Below are 16,614 nucleotides of genomic sequence, written 5' to 3' on the forward strand. Positions count from 1 at the left end.
TAAGTATAGCTTTTTTTACTAAATTGATATAGTTTAAATTTAAATTGAATTTAAACTTTGCTCTAATCAAAGGGTTTTTTCCATGAAGAAGCGTATTATTGCAGGTCTATTGCTATGCCTCGTTGTAGTCCTAGCGATTGTGATATGGTTAATAAATAAGGATAAAAATAATGATCATGATCTAACACTTTATGGAAATGTAGATATTCGACAGGTATCTTTAGCCTTTGAACAAGCTGGACGGATTCAAACCCTTTCTGTACAGGAGGGAGATAAGGTAAAACAAGGTCAAGTATTGGCAACACTAAAAACTGAGGCTCTAAAAATTCAGCAGCAACAGGCTGAAGCACAACTTAATATACAAAAACAAACCTTGATTGAACAGGAAGCTGGTAATCGACCTGAACAAATTGCTCAGGCAAAAGCGCAGTTAGCTTCTGCACAGGCCCAACTGGAAAAAGCAAATAAAGATTATCAACGTTTACAAGTGTTAAGTAATACGACTTCAGGGCAGGCGATTAGTAAGCAAGAACTAGATTATGCACAAAGTAATCAGGCCACTGCGGCTGCAACCGTGAAAGAACGTGAAGCAAATTTACAGTTATTGCAAAAAGGTGCACGTACAGAAGAACGTGCAGCTGCAAAAGCACAATACCAAGCTACTCAAGCCAATCTTAATCTAATTCAATATCAAATTTCCCAAAGTGAATTGCGTTCTCCTGTCAATGCGGTAGTACGAGCAAGATTACAGGAAGTAGGGGATATGACAACTGCGCAAAAAGCGGTATACACATTGGCATTGACTGACCCTAAATGGGTGCGAGTCTATGCAAATGAAAAAGATTTAAGTTTACTCAAAATGGGGGCAACAGCCCAAGTCATCCGGGATGCACAGCCTGATCAACCGATTACGGGAAAAATTGGTTATATCTCATCCGTGGCTGAATTCACCCCTAAAACAGTACAAACCGAAGATATTCGTACAACACTGGTATATGAAGTCCGAGTGTATGTAGATGATCCTCAGGATCAACTTAAAATGGGGCAACCAGTGACGGTAAAAATTACCAAGCCAAATGTAACACAAGAGTAGAATACCATGAGTTATTCCAGCGTTGTGGTTGCTCGTGATTTACGACAAATATTTAAATCTGATAATAAAAAGTTGCCTGATATTGTTGCGTTGCAGAACTTGAATATGCAGATTCAGACAGGGCAACTTACTGCTTTGGTTGGACCTGATGGTGCTGGAAAAACTACATTCTTACGTCTGATCGCGGGTTTATATCAACTAACCTCTGGTTCACTTGAGGTACTTGGTATCGATGTAGCAAAACATCCACAAGCCGTGCAAGACCGTATCAGCTATATGCCACAGCGTTTTGGTTTATATGAAGATTTAAGTATTCAGGAAAATCTAGATTTATATGCTGATTTACATGGCGTACCACAAGATGTCCGTAAGCAACGCTTTTCTAAGTTATTGGACATTACTGATTTAGCCCAATTTACTGAACGCCCAGCAGGAAAATTATCAGGAGGGATGAAACAAAAACTAGGTTTAGCTTGTACTCTTGTGCGTTCACCAGAATTATTATTGCTCGATGAGCCAAGCGTGGGAGTAGACCCATTGTCCCGAAGGGATTTATGGGAGATTATCGAACAGCTGGTGAAAGAAGAAAATTTAAGCGTTATTATCAGTACTGCTTATATGGATGAGGCTGAACGTTGTGCTGAAGTCTATGTCATGTACGAAGGGCAAGTTTTAAAACAAGGCACCCCAAAACAATTAAGTGAACAAGTTCAGGGCTTAACATGGCAAGCTCATCCACCTAACGATATAAAAACCCGAAGCTTACAAGCCTATTTACTTCAACAGCGTCAATATATTACTGATGCTGTACCTAAAGGTGAAGTGGTACGTTTTATCACTAAGTCAGATTATCCACAATTACCATCTGAATTGTTACCACAAGGGACAACCATCGAAGCACGAGAGCCTGAGCTGGAAGACGCTTTTATGCTTTTTTTACATCAGGCTCAGGCGCAATACCAAAATCATGATGTAATGGATTTCAGCAGTTCAGCCCAGCAAAAGACTTCAGAATCTGATATCCCTGTGATTGTTGTCAAAGATCTGGTTAGAACATTTGGTGATTTCACAGCAGTTGCGAGTACTTCATTTGATGTACAAAGAGGGGAAATTTTTGGCTTATTAGGACCGAATGGTGCTGGCAAAACCACAACTTTTAGAATGCTCTGTGGTTTATTGCCTGCCAGTAGTGGGATGCTGCAAGTTGCTGGGATGAATTTACGCACCGCGCGAGCTGAAGCAAGAGCAAAAATTGGTTATGTTTCCCAGAAATTTGCTCTGTATGGAAATCTTTCGGTTTTGGATAATTTGAAGTTTTTCGGTGGTGCGTATGGACTATCAGGTAAAAAACTCAATCAGCAAATTGAAACTGCGTTACAACAATTTGAATTAAAGCCACATGCTAAAAGTGGAGATTTACCCAACGGTTTTAAACAACGTTTATCAATGGCAGCCGCTTTATTACATCAACCTGAGATTATCTTTCTTGATGAGCCAACAAGTGGGATTGACCCTTTAGCTAGACGTTCATTTTGGTACACCATAGGTGAACTGGCAAATCAAGGTATCACTATAATTATTACGACGCATTTTATGGAAGAAGCTGAATACTGTGACCGTATTGCGATTCAGGATGCTGGTAAAATGTTGGCCCTAGGTTCACCACAAGAAGTACGGCAACAGGCAGGTAAGACCAATTCAAATGATATGAATAGTGCCTTTATTGCGATTGTAGAACAGTCTCGTTCGCATCGTCAGGAGGCACATCCATGAAAATGATGGGATTCTGGCAGCGTTTAACAGCATTGACTCGTAAAGAAAGCAAACAATTATTACGGGACAAAAGCAGTCTGGCGATCGGTTTGATTTTACCAATTATTCTGATTTTATTGTTTGGTTATGGATTGTCTTTTGATTTAAGCAATGGACGTGTCGGAGTTGTGGTACAGAAAACAACACCGCAAAGCCATCAATTGATTGCTGGATTAAACGGTACAAAATATATTGTTGCCACCCCATATAGCAATTTCTATCAAGCAGAACAGGCGATGGGGCGGGCTGAAATTGATGCGATTGTTAATTTACCTTCGGACTTTGCTGAACAAAGTGTCAATGGTACTGCCACAATACAAATTATTACCAATGGTCGTTCGACAAGTATTGCTTCAGCTTTACAAAGCTATATTGCTGGGGCATTGACTACTGCTCAAGTGATTCAGGCCGTTCGGAATCCGTCTGGTTCATTGGTGGGAAGTATAAGCATTCAACAGCGAATGTGGTTCAATGAGTCTGCAAATAGTACGTGGTTCCTTGTTCCTGGTTTAATCGTATTGGTACTTACTCTCATTGGTGCATTTTTAACAGGTTTATTAATTGCACGGGAGCGTGAACGTGGGACATTGGAGGCTTTATTTGTAACGCCTGTTCGCCCTTTAGAAATCGTATTGGCAAAATTAATCCCTTATATCGTAATTGGGATGATTGATATCGTGGTGTGTTTATTGGCAGCGTCTTTTGTCTTTGATGTGCCGATTCGGGGTTCATTATTATCAATTATTAGTGCTTCATTCTTATATTTACTCGTGGCGTTGTTATTGGGTTTAACCATTTCAGGGTTAGCAAAAAGTCAGTTCCAAGCCAGTCAGGTGGCATTACTGGCAAGCTTTATGCCAGCCATGATGCTTTCGGGTTTTGTGTTTGACACCCGTAATTTACCAGTTGTAGTGCAATGGATTAGTCAGTTCTTACCTGCAACTCATTTTATGTCTTTAATCAAAACTCTGTTTTTAGGAGGAGATGACTGGAGGCTATGGTTCAAGGAATGTACCATTTTATTAGTCTACATAGTGATGCTAATTACGATCTCTTGCCTGTCATTAAGAAAAAGGTTGGACTGAAACATGATAAAAAACATATTGATATGGTTAAATAACCTCATGGTATTAGTAAAAAAAGAGTTTCTAACCATTTTTAGTGATCCTAGTAATCGAGTGATTTTATTTGCACCGGCTTTGATGCAGGCTTTGTTGTTTGGTTATGCTGCCACTTATGATGTTAATCATGTCGATTATGCGATACTTGATCAAAGTAAGGGACAGGCATCAGCACAAGTTCTCAATCACTTAGACGGTTCTGGCTTTTTTAATCGAACGGCAACTTTGCAAAATAATAATCAGATTCAGCAAGTAATAGATGATCGTACCGCTCTAGCTGTTATTACTATTCCCCAAGATTTTGAAGATAAACTAAATCAAGGGCAGACGTCATCAATTCAAGTTGTTTTAGATGGGCGTAACTCTTCAACCGCAGGCGCAGCTGGGGCTTATATTAGCAGTATTATTGGACAAGTGAATCAAGAGCGATTAGGTACAGCATCGCCAATTAATATTGAAACACGTACTTGGTATAACCCAAATCAGGAATCAAGATGGGGGCTGATGCCGTCTTTAATTGCTGCCTTAAGTATGATGCAAACCTTATTATTGTCTTCGTTATCTGTAGCAAGGGAAAGAGAACAGGGAACGTTTGATCAGTTACTCGTAACCCCATATACCCCAATTCACATCATGATTGGTAAAGCTCTCCCTCCTATTTTTGTCGGCTTGATACAATCAGGCATTATCTTGTTGGTTATTCTATTCTGGTTTCAGATTCCCATGAATGGCTCATTAGTTTTATTGTTTTTTGGCCTATTGTGTTTTAATGTTGCTGTGGTTGGGGTGGGGTTGTCCATTTCGGCAATTTCACTGAATATGCAGCAAGCCATGCTGTTTACTTTCTTTTTGATCATGCCACTCATGCTTCTATCTGGGTTGTTAACACCTGTACAGAATATGCCACATTTTTTAGAAATCGCGACCTATGCCAATCCATTACGTTTCGGAATTGACCTTGTGCAGCGTGTTTATCTAGAGGGGGCAACATTCTCACAAGTAAAATGGGATTTTATGCCAATGTTTGTATTAACTGTCTTCACATTACCTTTAGCAGCATGGTTGTTTAGAAATAGACTGTCTTAAATAAATATTATGGCTGGTTGTGAGACGTTTAAGAGTCGTAATAATGGGGGGAGGGGCAAAATTAAGAGCTTTAATTTAAAGTCAATTTTTAAGCTTAAACTTGTTAAATTTTTAGAGTACAAAATGACTTATTCAAGGTAAATCTTAATGCTTCAAAAAATCCAAAGACCGATGCTAAAGTAAACCTACTCTTTAGAATAAACCGGACATGAAGATCGAAGTTGATTTTGAAAAATTTTTCTATAGGACTTTATAATTAAACTTAAGGAGAAGGGGCATAAAATAAAAATACTGGTCTCATTTTATTGCACTGATTTATCTATTAGAAACTGAGTTGTTTAATACTATAAGTATGTCTTCTAGAAAAGTTCAGTTTAGAGGTGATCTTATGCTGTAGGTAAGCTTTTAATTTTATACTGCTTATAAAAAAACAACAAAATGTACAAATTAAATAATAAATATTACGAAATATTTACAAAAAAGATTGGATAATTTTTTTACTACATGGAATGGGAGGGTAATGTAATGCCACAGTATTTACGTATTGCTGATAATATTTATAAGCGTTTTGAAGAAGAAAATAAGTTTGATACACCACTTCAAGATTGCTTGAATTTAATTGTTAAACAATTGCGTGAAGATCTTAAAGACACCAATTTAAAGTTGATCCATAACTACATCGATTTTGTAGAGGGATTCCAAGATAAGCCAGTAAAGGGTCAGATCAATGTCGACGTTAGCTTAATTCCAAACCATAAAAATAGAGATGAATTTGTACTTTGGTTAGCTAGCTTTATTGAAAAAATTACGGAGGGTGGAGTTAAACGTTTGCCTCCTCTTATTGAGGAAATTCCACCTGATTTTTCTTTTGAAAATGATATAAGTGAATTGCTGAAGAAACATGGAAATGATACCGCAAAGATGATCGAATCCTACTTTAATAGTGATGATTTTCAAAAAATAAAAAATGAATAAAAGTTTTCAAATGGTGTGATAGAGGAGCAAGTCTTTGACTTGCTTGCTCCTTTTTTATGCTGGTTTTCAGCGCACTGCTATCAACGGCAATATTTTTTATTATATTTACTAAGAAGAAATCTATGTTTATTAAAATTGATTTAGAAAATTATATAAACACTGCACACATTGTAGCTTTTTCAACCTTTAATGCTGTAGATGGAAAGGTGAAAATTACAATTGATACGGTTATCGCATCAAGTGGACATGGGCAATACACAGTTTATAAAAATAGTATTGAAGACGCGACTATTTATAAATACACTCATAGATTCAATAAAATAATTATAAAACTAGGTGTTGATGATTTTATAAAAACTAAATATTTTTATCTTTTTTAGGTCTTAATTAAAAGTATTAATTATAAAAAAAGCAAAGCGTGGCCAAAGTTTGCCCACGCTTTGTATTTTCCTACATTAAATAGCTTGCCATTGCTGCTTAACTTCTTCTGAGTTTTTAATTAGTATAACCTTGTCATCTTTTATCTCACCAATCCAGCCTGTTGGGATTAAATGATGTTGATCATTTTTATCTCGAGTTAGTTTTAATTGACTGTCACCCTCAAGATGGTCAACTGTTCCTACTTTGGTACCACAAGAAGCAATAACATCTGAATGTATTTTAATATCTTGAATATTTAAAGTACTCATTTCTCAACCTCTTCTTTAAGTTTCACAAAACGATAGTCTTTAAGCTATTTCATATTCCATCTTAATTGTTAGGTTTTTAATAATCCTTACATGATGATTTTATAGTTTCACCTAAACATAATGTTTAGTTAACAATGAAATAAGTAGATAAGAAAGTATGAGTAATTACCTTTTTATTACAAATTAGCTATTTAACTAAACGGAGTGTTTCAATTATTGTTTAAATAAACTGACTTGAATTAATATTTTAAGAATGAATAGCAAAATATTTATAAAAAGCTCAACTTTCGATATATTAAATCGCTTTGAGCAGTACTCAGCTGAAGAAAAATTAAATCAACGTCCAATTGTGTTGAAACAGTTAATTCATTCTGTTGGGCGATTGCCTGAACCTGCTTCGGGACAAACCTATCAACGCTGGCAAATTTTTGCTCAGATAGCTGGGTTTGACCTAAGTTTAGCGAAGCTTTTTGAGTCGCATTTTGATGCTTTAAGTATTTTGCATGAACTCGGCTATGAAAAAGAAATCGATGAGGAGACATGGGCTGTTTGGGCTGCCGATGGTGGACCAGTACCGTTACAGATCGAAAATGGGCTTTGCCATGGAATTAAACCGTGGTGTTCAGGTGCTGAATTTATTCAAAAAGCATTAATAAGTTTTAAAGATCAACTGGGGCAATCTCAGCTCTGCATTATTGACCTCAACCAATCCTTGATCACCATTGATCTGACTCACTGGCAAGCTATAGGCATGCAAGGTACACAGACCGCAAGAGTCAATTTTCAGGAGATAGCAGTCAAACTCATTGGTCGTCCCAATGACTACCTTGATCGGGTTGGTTTTTGGCATGGTGCTGCGGGTGTTGCAGCTTGCTGGTACGGTGCGGCAGTACGGTTAATGGATGAGCTACAACAAAGTTGCCTTAAAACCCCTAATTCTTTTAAAAAAATGTATTTAGGTCAGTTGGCAACTCAACTTGCTGTAACCCGACAATATTTCCAATATATCGCGCAACTGATTGATTGCCAACCCAAGCTTAGTCATGAACGGGATGTAAGGATCTTGCGCGCGCAGGCAGAACAAAGCTGTTTGGCTGTTATTGAAGGGGTTGGAAAAGCGCTTGGAGCAAGGCCTTTTTGTGAACAAGCGACTTTTGCCAGTTTAATGGCAGATTTACCTGTATTTATTCGGCAAAGTCACGCTGCATTTGATGATGAGCAAATTGCTGAACGATGTTTACAGGAGCAACTGTTATGGCAGCTTTAAAGCATCCTTTAGTCGAAGACCGTATTATAGAAGGGCAAGGTACATCCCGAGAACAATGGTTACATGCATTTTCGCAACAACCGCTGTCACCACTCAATCTTGAAAAATTTCAATCGAAACGAATTGTGATTGTTGCCCCTCATCCAGATGATGAAATACTCGGTTGTGGCGGTTTGATGCAACAGTTGATTACTTTGAATTGTCATTTATTAATAGTCGCCGTCAGTAATGGTACACAAAGCCATCCTCATTCAAGAAAATACAGTCCAGAACAATTAAATCAAATCCGTCCTCAAGAAAGTTTGATGGCTTTAAATAGTTTAAATGTTTATAAATATGCCCAAAATATTGCCTTAAATTTACCAGACGGACAGATTCATTTGTACATGGAACATCTGTGGCAAGAGTTAGACAAGTTGGTTCAAGCTGAAGACATTCTAATTTGTAGCTATGCACAGGACGGGCACCCAGATCATGAAGCGGTAGGAAAAACTGTACAGGCATTTGCTCTAGCTCATGGCATGTCATATTTACACGTGCTGATCTGGGCTTGGCATTGGGCGCGACCACTAGATCCGCGTATCAACTGGCAAAAGGCTAGAGCTTACAATTTAACTCAGGCCCAATTAATCAAAAAACGTCAGGCCATCATGCAGTTTAAGAGTCAGATTGAAGCTGATGAAAGTACAGGCAATGCTGCGGTTTTATCTCCAGCAATCATCGAACGTTTGTTAATGCCTTGGGAGGTTTATCTTTGTGAATGATTCTAGTCAATATTTCGAAGCCTTATATCATCACAATAATGACCCTTGGGGCTATGATCTTCATTGGTATGAAGCTCGTAAAAGGCAGATTTGTTTGGCATTGCTTACTCAACAGCGTTATTCATCAGTGTTGGAAATCGGCTGTTCCAATGGCCATTTAAGTGTACATCTAGCCAAACGCGCTGATCAGCTGTTATGTCTAGATTTTTCTGCACATGCTGTTCATTGGGCCTCTCAACGTTTACAGAATTTGAAGCATGTGAGCGTTCAACAACAAAAAATTCCTGAAAATTTTCCTGAACAGAAATTTGATCTGATTGTCATCAGTGAAGTGGTCTATTACTTATCACGTAATGAACTGCATGAATTGATTGATCAGCTCAAAGACAGTTTAACGCTACAAGGTGAAATCCTGTGTTGTCACTGGCGTCATGCCATTCAGGATTTTGAACTAGATGCTTCTCAAGTCCATCATCATTTAAAACAATCTTTGTTGTTCACTCATTATTTAAGTCTTAATGATCCAGATTTCATCATTGATATCTGGACGGTAAATCCTTCATCTTTGGCAAAACAACAGGGCTTAATATGAAAATAGGTATTGTTATCCCAGCCCATAATGAAGAACAGAATTTATCCGCTTGTTTGCAGTCAATTGAACAAGCTATACATCATATAGGTCACAGTCAGGTCGAGATTCTAGTGGTTTTAGACAGTTGCACTGACCAGTCCCTCATGATTGTAAAGTCACATCAGATGAACTGGCTTGAATGTAATTTTGCTTGTGTGGGCAAGGCCAGAGACCTTGGCATTAGGCAGTTAATCGATCAAGGAGTTACATGGGTCGCTTGCACGGATGCTGATACAATTGTAGATCCAGATTGGTTACTATGCCAAATGCGACACCAGCCAACAGATGCCATTTGTGGCATCGTTATACTGGATGATCTTAGTCACTTATCAATACAACAACAGCAAAAATATCTGACGCATTATCAGGACAGGATGGATCATCAACATATACATGGGGCGAATTTAAGCTTTAGTGCCGAAGCCTATATTCAGGCAGGAGGTTTTGAACCTATTCCTTGTCATGAGGATGTTTCATTAATTGAAAAATTTATTAAACAATGTTGCAAAATCACTTGGAGTAATCTGGTTCGGGTCACCACTAGCAGTCGATTAAATGGACGTGCACCTGAAGGTTTATCGTACTTTTTAAAACATTTATAAAATTGACCTGATTCGATGGAGAAAGCTAATCCACAGCTATAGCGGGTGAAATATATTATTCAGCTTTATAAATGAGCTGCTTAATTCAGTCATCCCTACAAAATTTAAGTAAATTCATATCTTTCCCTAATTAAATTGAAAAGCTAAGAAGAAAAAGTGTTAAAAATAAACGCTTTGAATTTATTTGAATAAACAGCAATAAGTGTTTGATATATAGTGATTTTATTTTTGTAAAAAATACTGTTTTTAGCTTGGTTTTGTGTATAATTTCGCCATAAAAGCCTCTGTGGATTTATAGAACTTCTCTATAGATTAGCAGGGGTTTTTCTATGGCGATTTATCCGAGATGGACGCTCTGAGTTAATTTGTGTGGATGGTATTAAATGATCCTTTTTTCCAGAACTGCTCTTATTGATCCTGAAATTCAATTAAGTGCTCAAAGTGTTTCAACTCGTTTTAGCTTTTTCGGTCTTGGTTTCGCCACGGCTGCATGGGCGCCGCTGATTCCTTTTGCCCAGCAACGTTTGCATTTTAATCATGCCGATTTTGGTTTGTTGCTATTATGCGGTGGCTTAGGTGCAATGCTAGCTATGCCTGCAACAGGTAAAATTGTTCAGCGGATTGGTTGTCGTGTGCCGATCGGTTTCTCTTTATTCTTACTTGCCGTTTTATTGCCAAGCCTAAGCTTATGGAGCACGCCGTTAATGATGGCGATCACTTTATTCTTATTTGGTACAGCAGCAGGAAGTCTGGGCGTTTCACTCAATATTCAGGCCGTAGTGGTTGAGAAAAATAGCTTAAAATCATTGATGTCTAGCTTTCATGGTATGGCGAGTCTAGGCGGATTAGCTGGGGTACTGACGATTACTGCATTGCTTGCTTTAAGTATTTCATCTGTTATAAGCGCATTTGCTGTGAGTCTACTGTTGGTAATTATTGCTTTTCTTTCAGTACCATACAGCATAAAAGCTGTAGAAAACATCAGTCTTGAAGCATCATCGACAGTGAAAAATTCGATACGTCAACGTCTGCCACAACCTTTGATTATATTAATTGGTATTGCCTGCTTCATCATTTTCATGACGGAAGGTGCGGCGATGGACTGGAGTGGTATTTATTTAACGCATCAATATGGAGTTAATGCCGCTTTTTCGGGATTGGCGTATACCTTCTTCGCAATTGCCATGACCACAGGACGTTTTACGGGGCATTACCTAATCAGTTATTTTGGTGAAAAAAAGCTTTTAACCTATAGTGCGATTTGTGCAACTTTAGGTTTAGCTTTGGTCAGTATCGCGCCCCATTGGTGGCTGGTTTTAGTGGGTTATACATTGGTTGGCGCAGGTTGTTCTAACATCGTCCCAATCATGTTTTCCCGTGCTGGACGTCAGAAGATGATGGTAAGCGCAGTTGCTTTGTCTTGTGTTTCGACTATGGCTTATACGGGTATTCTGGTTGGACCTGCTTTCATTGGAATGGTTAGTGAGCTGATTGGCCTAAGTACAGTGTTTATGGCACTATCTGGTCTATTATTAGTGATTGTGGCTTTAAATCGGTTTACTTATGTGAAATAAGCATCATAGTGAATTGAACTGGCAATATCTGGATACTGCCAGTTCCTTACAAATCGAAGTACTATAAATTTTGATAAATAGGGTTAACGTTACGCATTCCCAGGAATCTGAAATCCTGCACAGCGGTTTTGTTCTGTAAGTCGTTAAGAAATGCATTGCGCCAGTCATTAATATCAAAATCTTTTAAACCTTTCATCAGGTGTTTGTAGCGTGAAATACGTTCTTGTCGTGGCATTTCCAGTGCTGTTTTTAAAACATCGACCATTGCCGTTTTGTTGGTAGGATCAACCACTAGTGCTTCTGACATATGCTCTGCAGCACCTGCATATTTGGATAGAATCAGTACACCAGGATTTGATGGATTTTGTGCGGCAATATATTCTTTCGCTACCAAATTCATCCCATCTCGTATTGAACTGATCCAGCACACATCCGCTTGACGATAGATTTGCATCAAATGATGATGTTTCATTGCATCATAAATACATTCCACGGGTTGCCAGTCATCCTGTGCAAATTCCTGATTAATCATCTCGATCTTAATCTTGAAACGCTCAAATAAACGTTGATAAGCTGGAACTTCCAAACGACATGGGCAAGCAATTTGTAAATGTTGAATATGCTGCTGATACTCAGGATATTTCTCTAAAAACTCTGCATAGGACAAAAAACGTTCCAGTAAACCTTTTGAATAGTCGATCCGATCTACGCCGATAATGGTTTTAGCAGCATTCAGCTCTACTGGGCGGGTAAGGAAGTCTTGTACATCAATAAACTGTTGGGCCGCTTTTTGAATCGCTGTTGGATTTACCCCAATTGGGTAGCATTTAATTATGGTCAAACGTTGATGGTAGCTTAACAACGTTTGTTGAATTTTCTGTGCTTTCAATAAAGATGTGCATACTTGCATACACACTTTTTGATCTTTATCTGTTTGTAGACCCACCACATCGTATTGGCATAGATCCTCAATCAATTGTTGAGCACATGGAATTTTTTGCCAGATAAATAAAGGTGCAAAAGGAATATGCAGGAAAAATCCAATTTTATTCTGCATACCGAGTTCACGGCAATATTTCGCCACACTTAAAAAATGATAATCATGGACCCAAATGGTATCGTCTGGATCTGCAATTTCGGCAAGTTTTTGAGCGAATAAATAATTTACTTTTTGATATCCTTCGTATTCTGATGATTTAAACTCAATCAGGTCTGAACGATAATGCATGGCAGGCCAAAGTGTATTGTTGGCAAACCCTGCATAATAATCTGAATATTGAGAATTTGTTAAAGGGCAGGTGACATATTCAACTTTATCCTTCCGAAGAATATTAAAATGTACTTCATCTTGCTTATGAACTCGTTCGCCATTCCATCCAAGCCATACACCACCAATATCATCTAATGCATCTTGTATAGCGACTGCAAGCCCACCTGCGGTAGTTTTTTGCCCATTGGGAATACTGACACGATTTGATAAAACAATTAGTTTAGACATGTTTTCTCTCCATCTAAGTTGTTGTTACCCTTAACATTGTTGTCATAGTTCTGAATGTTTTCTAAAAATAATTCTAAAAAATCATGTACTTGTTTTATGTCTTGAAGTTGGTATTTGGCATGGGTAAGCCCTTGACCGACTTTGATTGAGATGCCATCTTCCACCTGATTCACAAAATAAAAACCATCTTCGTCCGTGACGTCATCGCCAATGAAAATTGGTGTGTAAACCTCATACTGGTTTAAATGAGCTAAAACTTCCTTGATTGCCAAGCCTTTATTGGCTTGCGCAGGTAATAATTCATAAACGAATTTCCCTTGAATTAACTTTAGGTTGGGGAATATCTTTTGACCTTCTAATATTATTTTTTTCGCTATATCTTCTAGCTCTGGAGCTTTCCTGTAATGCAACGCAATTGAAGATTTCTTGTTTTCAATCAGTAAACTTGGATAGGAGATACATGCTTGAGTTAAAATTTTGTAAATATGTGAAATTTCTAATAAATCCTTTTGTTTATGTAATTCTTTTTCATTTCCTAGATATATTTCTAATCCATGCAATGCAGCAATTGGAAGATCAATGAATTCAAATAATTTACGTGCAGAATCAATGTCTCGTCCTGTCACAGCTACAACAGGAATCTCGTTTGAAATAATTTTTCCTAAAATATTTAAAGTATTTGTCGGAATATAACTGTCAGTAGGATTTAATTGAAAATCTGATAAAGTTCCATCTATATCTAAGAATAGACATGGCTTATTGTAATTTGAGCTAAGCTTATCTCTCAGATTCTGTAAAAAATTTAAATTTGAACTTAATTCCACTATTCTCTTTTTCAATTTTAGTATCTCTTATCACTATTTTATTTTATTGTAGAGCGTAAATTTATATATAATAGATGATTTGTCAATAATTAAACACAAGGAGAACATAATTTACATTTGAAATGTTTTTAATACATCGTAAATTTTTTTTACATTTTTAATATAAAATTATTTGGTAAGTACTATTTATATCGTGCATAGTCCTGTTTAAATAAATACTTGAAAATATTTTTCAATATTCTGTATGAATTGATGAGAGTGGAGATAAAGAAAATTAATATAATTTTTATCGATTTAGTCTTGTTAATTGTGCCTATGAATGCCATTAAAGACCTAGAAATAGGATTAAAATAAACAATATATCCACCAGAAAGCACTGATAAGTATTTATCTATGGAGGTGTAGGGAGGTTATTAAATTAGGAGAATTAATTTGGTAATAAATATTTGACAATAATAATGTCGATAAATTTTATTGTTGGAACAAAGACTCGGGTTCAATCTGTTAAAGATCAAGAGGTAAATATAGATTAAAATTTAATTTAAACGTAAATACTTAAACCAATATGTGATTTTCTGTAAAATCAGGAGGTTAGTTTTTTGTTGTAATAAGTTATTTAATTGATATTTAAAGACTTTATTAAATATTAATTAGAGGTGAGAATATTTATAAAATTGAATATATTTTTTATAATATTTAATTGCGTAAATTATTTTTATGATTTTAAAAATATTTTAGCTTAATAATAAGTAAATTAATATAATATTAAAAGTGTTAAATTTATAGCCACTGTTTCTTACAAAATAAATTTACTTTTTAATTTAAAGTATTTATTGAAATGTGAAATAAAATTTTAAAATATTTGCATTTTTATTCTAATATTTATAATGATGATGAAAATCTAATGAAAGATTGGATACATCATGTAATATAAATTACAATCATTTTAAATTTTTTATCACTTGTTTATAAATTGATTCAAGATAATTATTTAATGGCACTAGATTCTGACCAGACTTACTACGGATATATTTAAAATAAGGAGTCAAAGGATATTCTCCGCTTTCACATACAATGACTCTCGGAAACCATTCCTTATGAAACTGATCCGCGGTGATATCAAGAATGATTCCATTCACGCTTAAATAGCAGTGTGCAATTTCGGGCATTCGTGCAGAAATTTGAACTTTCCCGACACGATAATCAGATTTTATGTTGTGAACATTGAGCAAATAATATTGTAATAGATCGCAAGCATCGGCTCCACATTGTTTTGGAAATTTACTAAACGTTCCTGTAATAAAACCCTGAGTGATATGATCTAAAGCTTCACGGAAAGCTAGTGCAATACGAGAAAGTGTTTGAACATCATTTTCATAAGCCATTTGATCTAATTTTTAAAGTAATAAAAGTTCTATATAGTAAAAACTATTAAATGTAAGATTTTACTAAATTTGTTGGTTGAATTGTTAAGACTATTACTAGTTGTAATACGGATAAAATTTTATTTGGTCAGCGATTGGTCAAACGATAAATTATTTCAAAAATTTAAAAATATTACACAATTCTTATACTACTTACACATTTGGAATGAATAATTTTGATTTCATAATAAACTTAAGTACATAACTTTTAGAGAACTTCTCCATGTCTCAATATCTAAAAATTGCTGAAAATATTTATATAAAATTTAAGAAAAATGATCAGTTTATTAATGATAAACAAGATAGTTTGAATTTAATTATTAAACAAATCCGTAAAAATTTAATTGATAAGGACCTTAAGATGATTTACAACTACATAGATTTTATAAATTGATTTAAAACACCTGTAAAACATGGTCGAATTATTTTAGATATTGACGTTATGCCTTACTATAAGCATAAGGAGGAATTTATATTATGGCTTGCTGGTTTTATTGAAAAAATGATTGAGGGTGAAGAGAAATTTCTGCATCATTCACATAGAGATATTCTACAAGATTTTATTTTTCAAAGTGATCCAAATAGTTTTTTGGATATTAGAAATATTCATAGTGGAGAAAGGATCATCTCTTATTTTCGCAATGATGACTCCGCTGATAAAATTAACGGAATTTGAAATTTATCAAAATTACAAAAAAATTGAATCTGAATAGCCACTGATTTAGTAGACGTCTTTTAGTTAAATAAAATGGCTAATAAACGTGGTGCTCATGAGCAGTAGCAAACAATATCCTAAAGAATTCAAATTGAAACAATAAAGCAAGATGATTATGATCATGAGTGTATAAAGGATGCACATGATGAAGTTATAAGGATTTCAATGCAAATTCAATCAGAGGTGAACTTGTTTCACATCTTGTAGAAACTAGAGGGGGAGCTTTAGGTGGTACACTTGTAGGTGCTTTAAGTACTGGAGTCGATGGATTGGCTAGACATGCTGTTGGTGAAATAATTGATACTACTGTAGAGGATACTTACTGGTACAAAATTATGTAAATTAGCCTTATTAAAATTTTGCAAAGACTAAATATTCAGATCTAGGTTATGATCGATACTACCGAAATAGTTATCGAGTAAGCTATGAAAAGCGTTATGAATATGATTCCGATGTTGCATTTGGACGTGTGGAGTCAGAACTAAGAATTAATTGGGAGCAGGCAAAAATTAATTATGTTTAACTTGGGATGAAGCAAG

At 35.9% G+C, this 16,614-nt stretch carries 17 protein-coding genes; 13 read left to right on the forward strand and 4 right to left on the reverse strand.

Annotated features, from left to right (window positions below):
- Window positions 1–82: 82 nt before the first annotated feature.
- From HMPREF0023_RS07540 to HMPREF0023_RS16875, 6 genes are all read left to right on the forward strand, one after another.
- The gene (locus tag HMPREF0023_RS07540) at window positions 83–1,093 is read left to right on the forward strand and encodes an HlyD family efflux transporter periplasmic adaptor subunit (protein ID WP_008941683.1); all 1,011 of its coding nucleotides are present in this window, start codon (window positions 83–85) and stop codon (window positions 1,091–1,093) included.
- A 6-nt stretch (window positions 1,094–1,099) separates the two neighbouring features.
- Window positions 1,100–2,866: an ATP-binding cassette domain-containing protein gene (locus HMPREF0023_RS07545; RefSeq protein WP_008941684.1), complete on the forward strand. Its 1,767-nt coding sequence runs from the start codon at window positions 1,100–1,102 to the stop codon at window positions 2,864–2,866.
- Window positions 2,863–3,990 (forward strand): ABC transporter permease, encoded by a 1,128-nt coding sequence (locus tag HMPREF0023_RS07550; protein ID WP_008941685.1) that lies wholly within the window; start codon window positions 2,863–2,865, stop codon window positions 3,988–3,990. The genes HMPREF0023_RS07545 and HMPREF0023_RS07550 overlap by 4 nt, the downstream gene beginning before the upstream one ends.
- Window positions 3,991–3,993: 3 nt before the next feature.
- Window positions 3,994–5,112 carry an ABC transporter permease gene (locus tag HMPREF0023_RS07555; protein WP_008941686.1) on the forward strand — a complete coding sequence of 373 codons (1,119 nt, stop codon included), beginning with the start codon at window positions 3,994–3,996 and terminating at the stop codon, window positions 5,110–5,112.
- A 525-nt stretch (window positions 5,113–5,637) separates the two neighbouring features.
- On the forward strand, window positions 5,638–6,087 hold the full coding sequence (locus HMPREF0023_RS07560) for a hypothetical protein (RefSeq protein ID WP_026056339.1): 450 nt from the start codon (window positions 5,638–5,640) through the stop codon (window positions 6,085–6,087).
- 122 nt (window positions 6,088–6,209) lie between these two features.
- Window positions 6,210–6,467, forward strand: a complete 258-nt coding sequence (locus tag HMPREF0023_RS16875) for a hypothetical protein (protein ID WP_409333564.1) — start codon at window positions 6,210–6,212, stop codon at window positions 6,465–6,467.
- A gap of 75 nt (window positions 6,468–6,542) precedes the next feature.
- On the opposite strand, the gene HMPREF0023_RS07570 is transcribed toward HMPREF0023_RS16875, so the two are convergent.
- A complete protein-coding gene (locus tag HMPREF0023_RS07570) occupies window positions 6,543–6,776 on the reverse strand; it encodes a DUF2171 domain-containing protein (RefSeq protein ID WP_008941689.1) in 234 nt (77 codons plus the stop codon).
- Between the two features lie 253 nt (window positions 6,777–7,029).
- On the opposite strand from HMPREF0023_RS07570, the gene HMPREF0023_RS07575 reads away from it, so the two are divergent.
- From HMPREF0023_RS07575 to HMPREF0023_RS07595, 5 genes are all read left to right on the forward strand, one after another.
- Window positions 7,030–8,043 carry an acyl-CoA/acyl-ACP dehydrogenase gene (locus HMPREF0023_RS07575; RefSeq protein WP_008941690.1) on the forward strand — a complete coding sequence of 338 codons (1,014 nt, stop codon included), beginning with the start codon at window positions 7,030–7,032 and terminating at the stop codon, window positions 8,041–8,043.
- Window positions 8,031–8,807: a PIG-L deacetylase family protein gene (locus HMPREF0023_RS07580; protein WP_017396709.1), complete on the forward strand. Its 777-nt coding sequence runs from the start codon at window positions 8,031–8,033 to the stop codon at window positions 8,805–8,807. Before HMPREF0023_RS07575 ends, HMPREF0023_RS07580 begins: the two co-directional genes overlap by 13 nt.
- Window positions 8,800–9,399 carry a class I SAM-dependent methyltransferase gene (locus HMPREF0023_RS07585; protein ID WP_008941692.1) on the forward strand — a complete coding sequence of 200 codons (600 nt, stop codon included), beginning with the start codon at window positions 8,800–8,802 and terminating at the stop codon, window positions 9,397–9,399. Before HMPREF0023_RS07580 ends, HMPREF0023_RS07585 begins: the two co-directional genes overlap by 8 nt.
- Complete coding sequence (locus HMPREF0023_RS07590; protein WP_008941693.1) at window positions 9,396–10,040, forward strand: glycosyltransferase; 645 nt, start codon at window positions 9,396–9,398, stop codon at window positions 10,038–10,040. Before HMPREF0023_RS07585 ends, HMPREF0023_RS07590 begins: the two co-directional genes overlap by 4 nt.
- Window positions 10,041–10,423: 383 nt before the next feature.
- Entirely contained in the window at window positions 10,424–11,614 is a 1,191-nt protein-coding gene (locus tag HMPREF0023_RS07595; protein WP_008941694.1) for an MFS transporter, read from the forward strand.
- A gap of 61 nt (window positions 11,615–11,675) precedes the next feature.
- Here the strand turns inward: HMPREF0023_RS07595 and HMPREF0023_RS07600 are convergent, their stop codons facing one another.
- The 3 genes from HMPREF0023_RS07600 to HMPREF0023_RS07610 form a co-directional block, all read right to left on the reverse strand.
- Window positions 11,676–13,112, reverse strand: a complete 1,437-nt coding sequence (locus HMPREF0023_RS07600; RefSeq protein WP_008941695.1) for a trehalose-6-phosphate synthase — start codon at window positions 13,110–13,112, stop codon at window positions 11,676–11,678.
- Window positions 13,100–13,936, reverse strand: a complete 837-nt coding sequence (gene otsB, locus HMPREF0023_RS07605) for a trehalose-phosphatase (protein WP_008941696.1) — start codon at window positions 13,934–13,936, stop codon at window positions 13,100–13,102. Before otsB ends, HMPREF0023_RS07600 begins: the two co-directional genes overlap by 13 nt.
- Before the next feature lie 941 nt (window positions 13,937–14,877).
- Entirely contained in the window at window positions 14,878–15,321 is a 444-nt protein-coding gene (locus HMPREF0023_RS07610; RefSeq protein WP_008941697.1) for a hypothetical protein, read from the reverse strand.
- 262 nt (window positions 15,322–15,583) lie between these two features.
- On the opposite strand from HMPREF0023_RS07610, the gene HMPREF0023_RS16880 reads away from it, so the two are divergent.
- The gene (locus HMPREF0023_RS16880; protein ID WP_008941698.1) at window positions 15,584–15,754 is read left to right on the forward strand and encodes a hypothetical protein; all 171 of its coding nucleotides are present in this window, start codon (window positions 15,584–15,586) and stop codon (window positions 15,752–15,754) included.
- 48 nt (window positions 15,755–15,802) lie between these two features.
- Window positions 15,803–16,036: a hypothetical protein gene (locus HMPREF0023_RS07615; RefSeq protein ID WP_008941699.1), complete on the forward strand. Its 234-nt coding sequence runs from the start codon at window positions 15,803–15,805 to the stop codon at window positions 16,034–16,036.
- The last annotated feature ends 578 nt before the right edge of the window (window positions 16,037–16,614 follow it).

The organism is Acinetobacter sp. ATCC 27244, from assembly GCF_000156555.1.
Classification (GTDB): Bacteria; Pseudomonadota; Gammaproteobacteria; order Pseudomonadales; family Moraxellaceae; genus Acinetobacter; species Acinetobacter haemolyticus.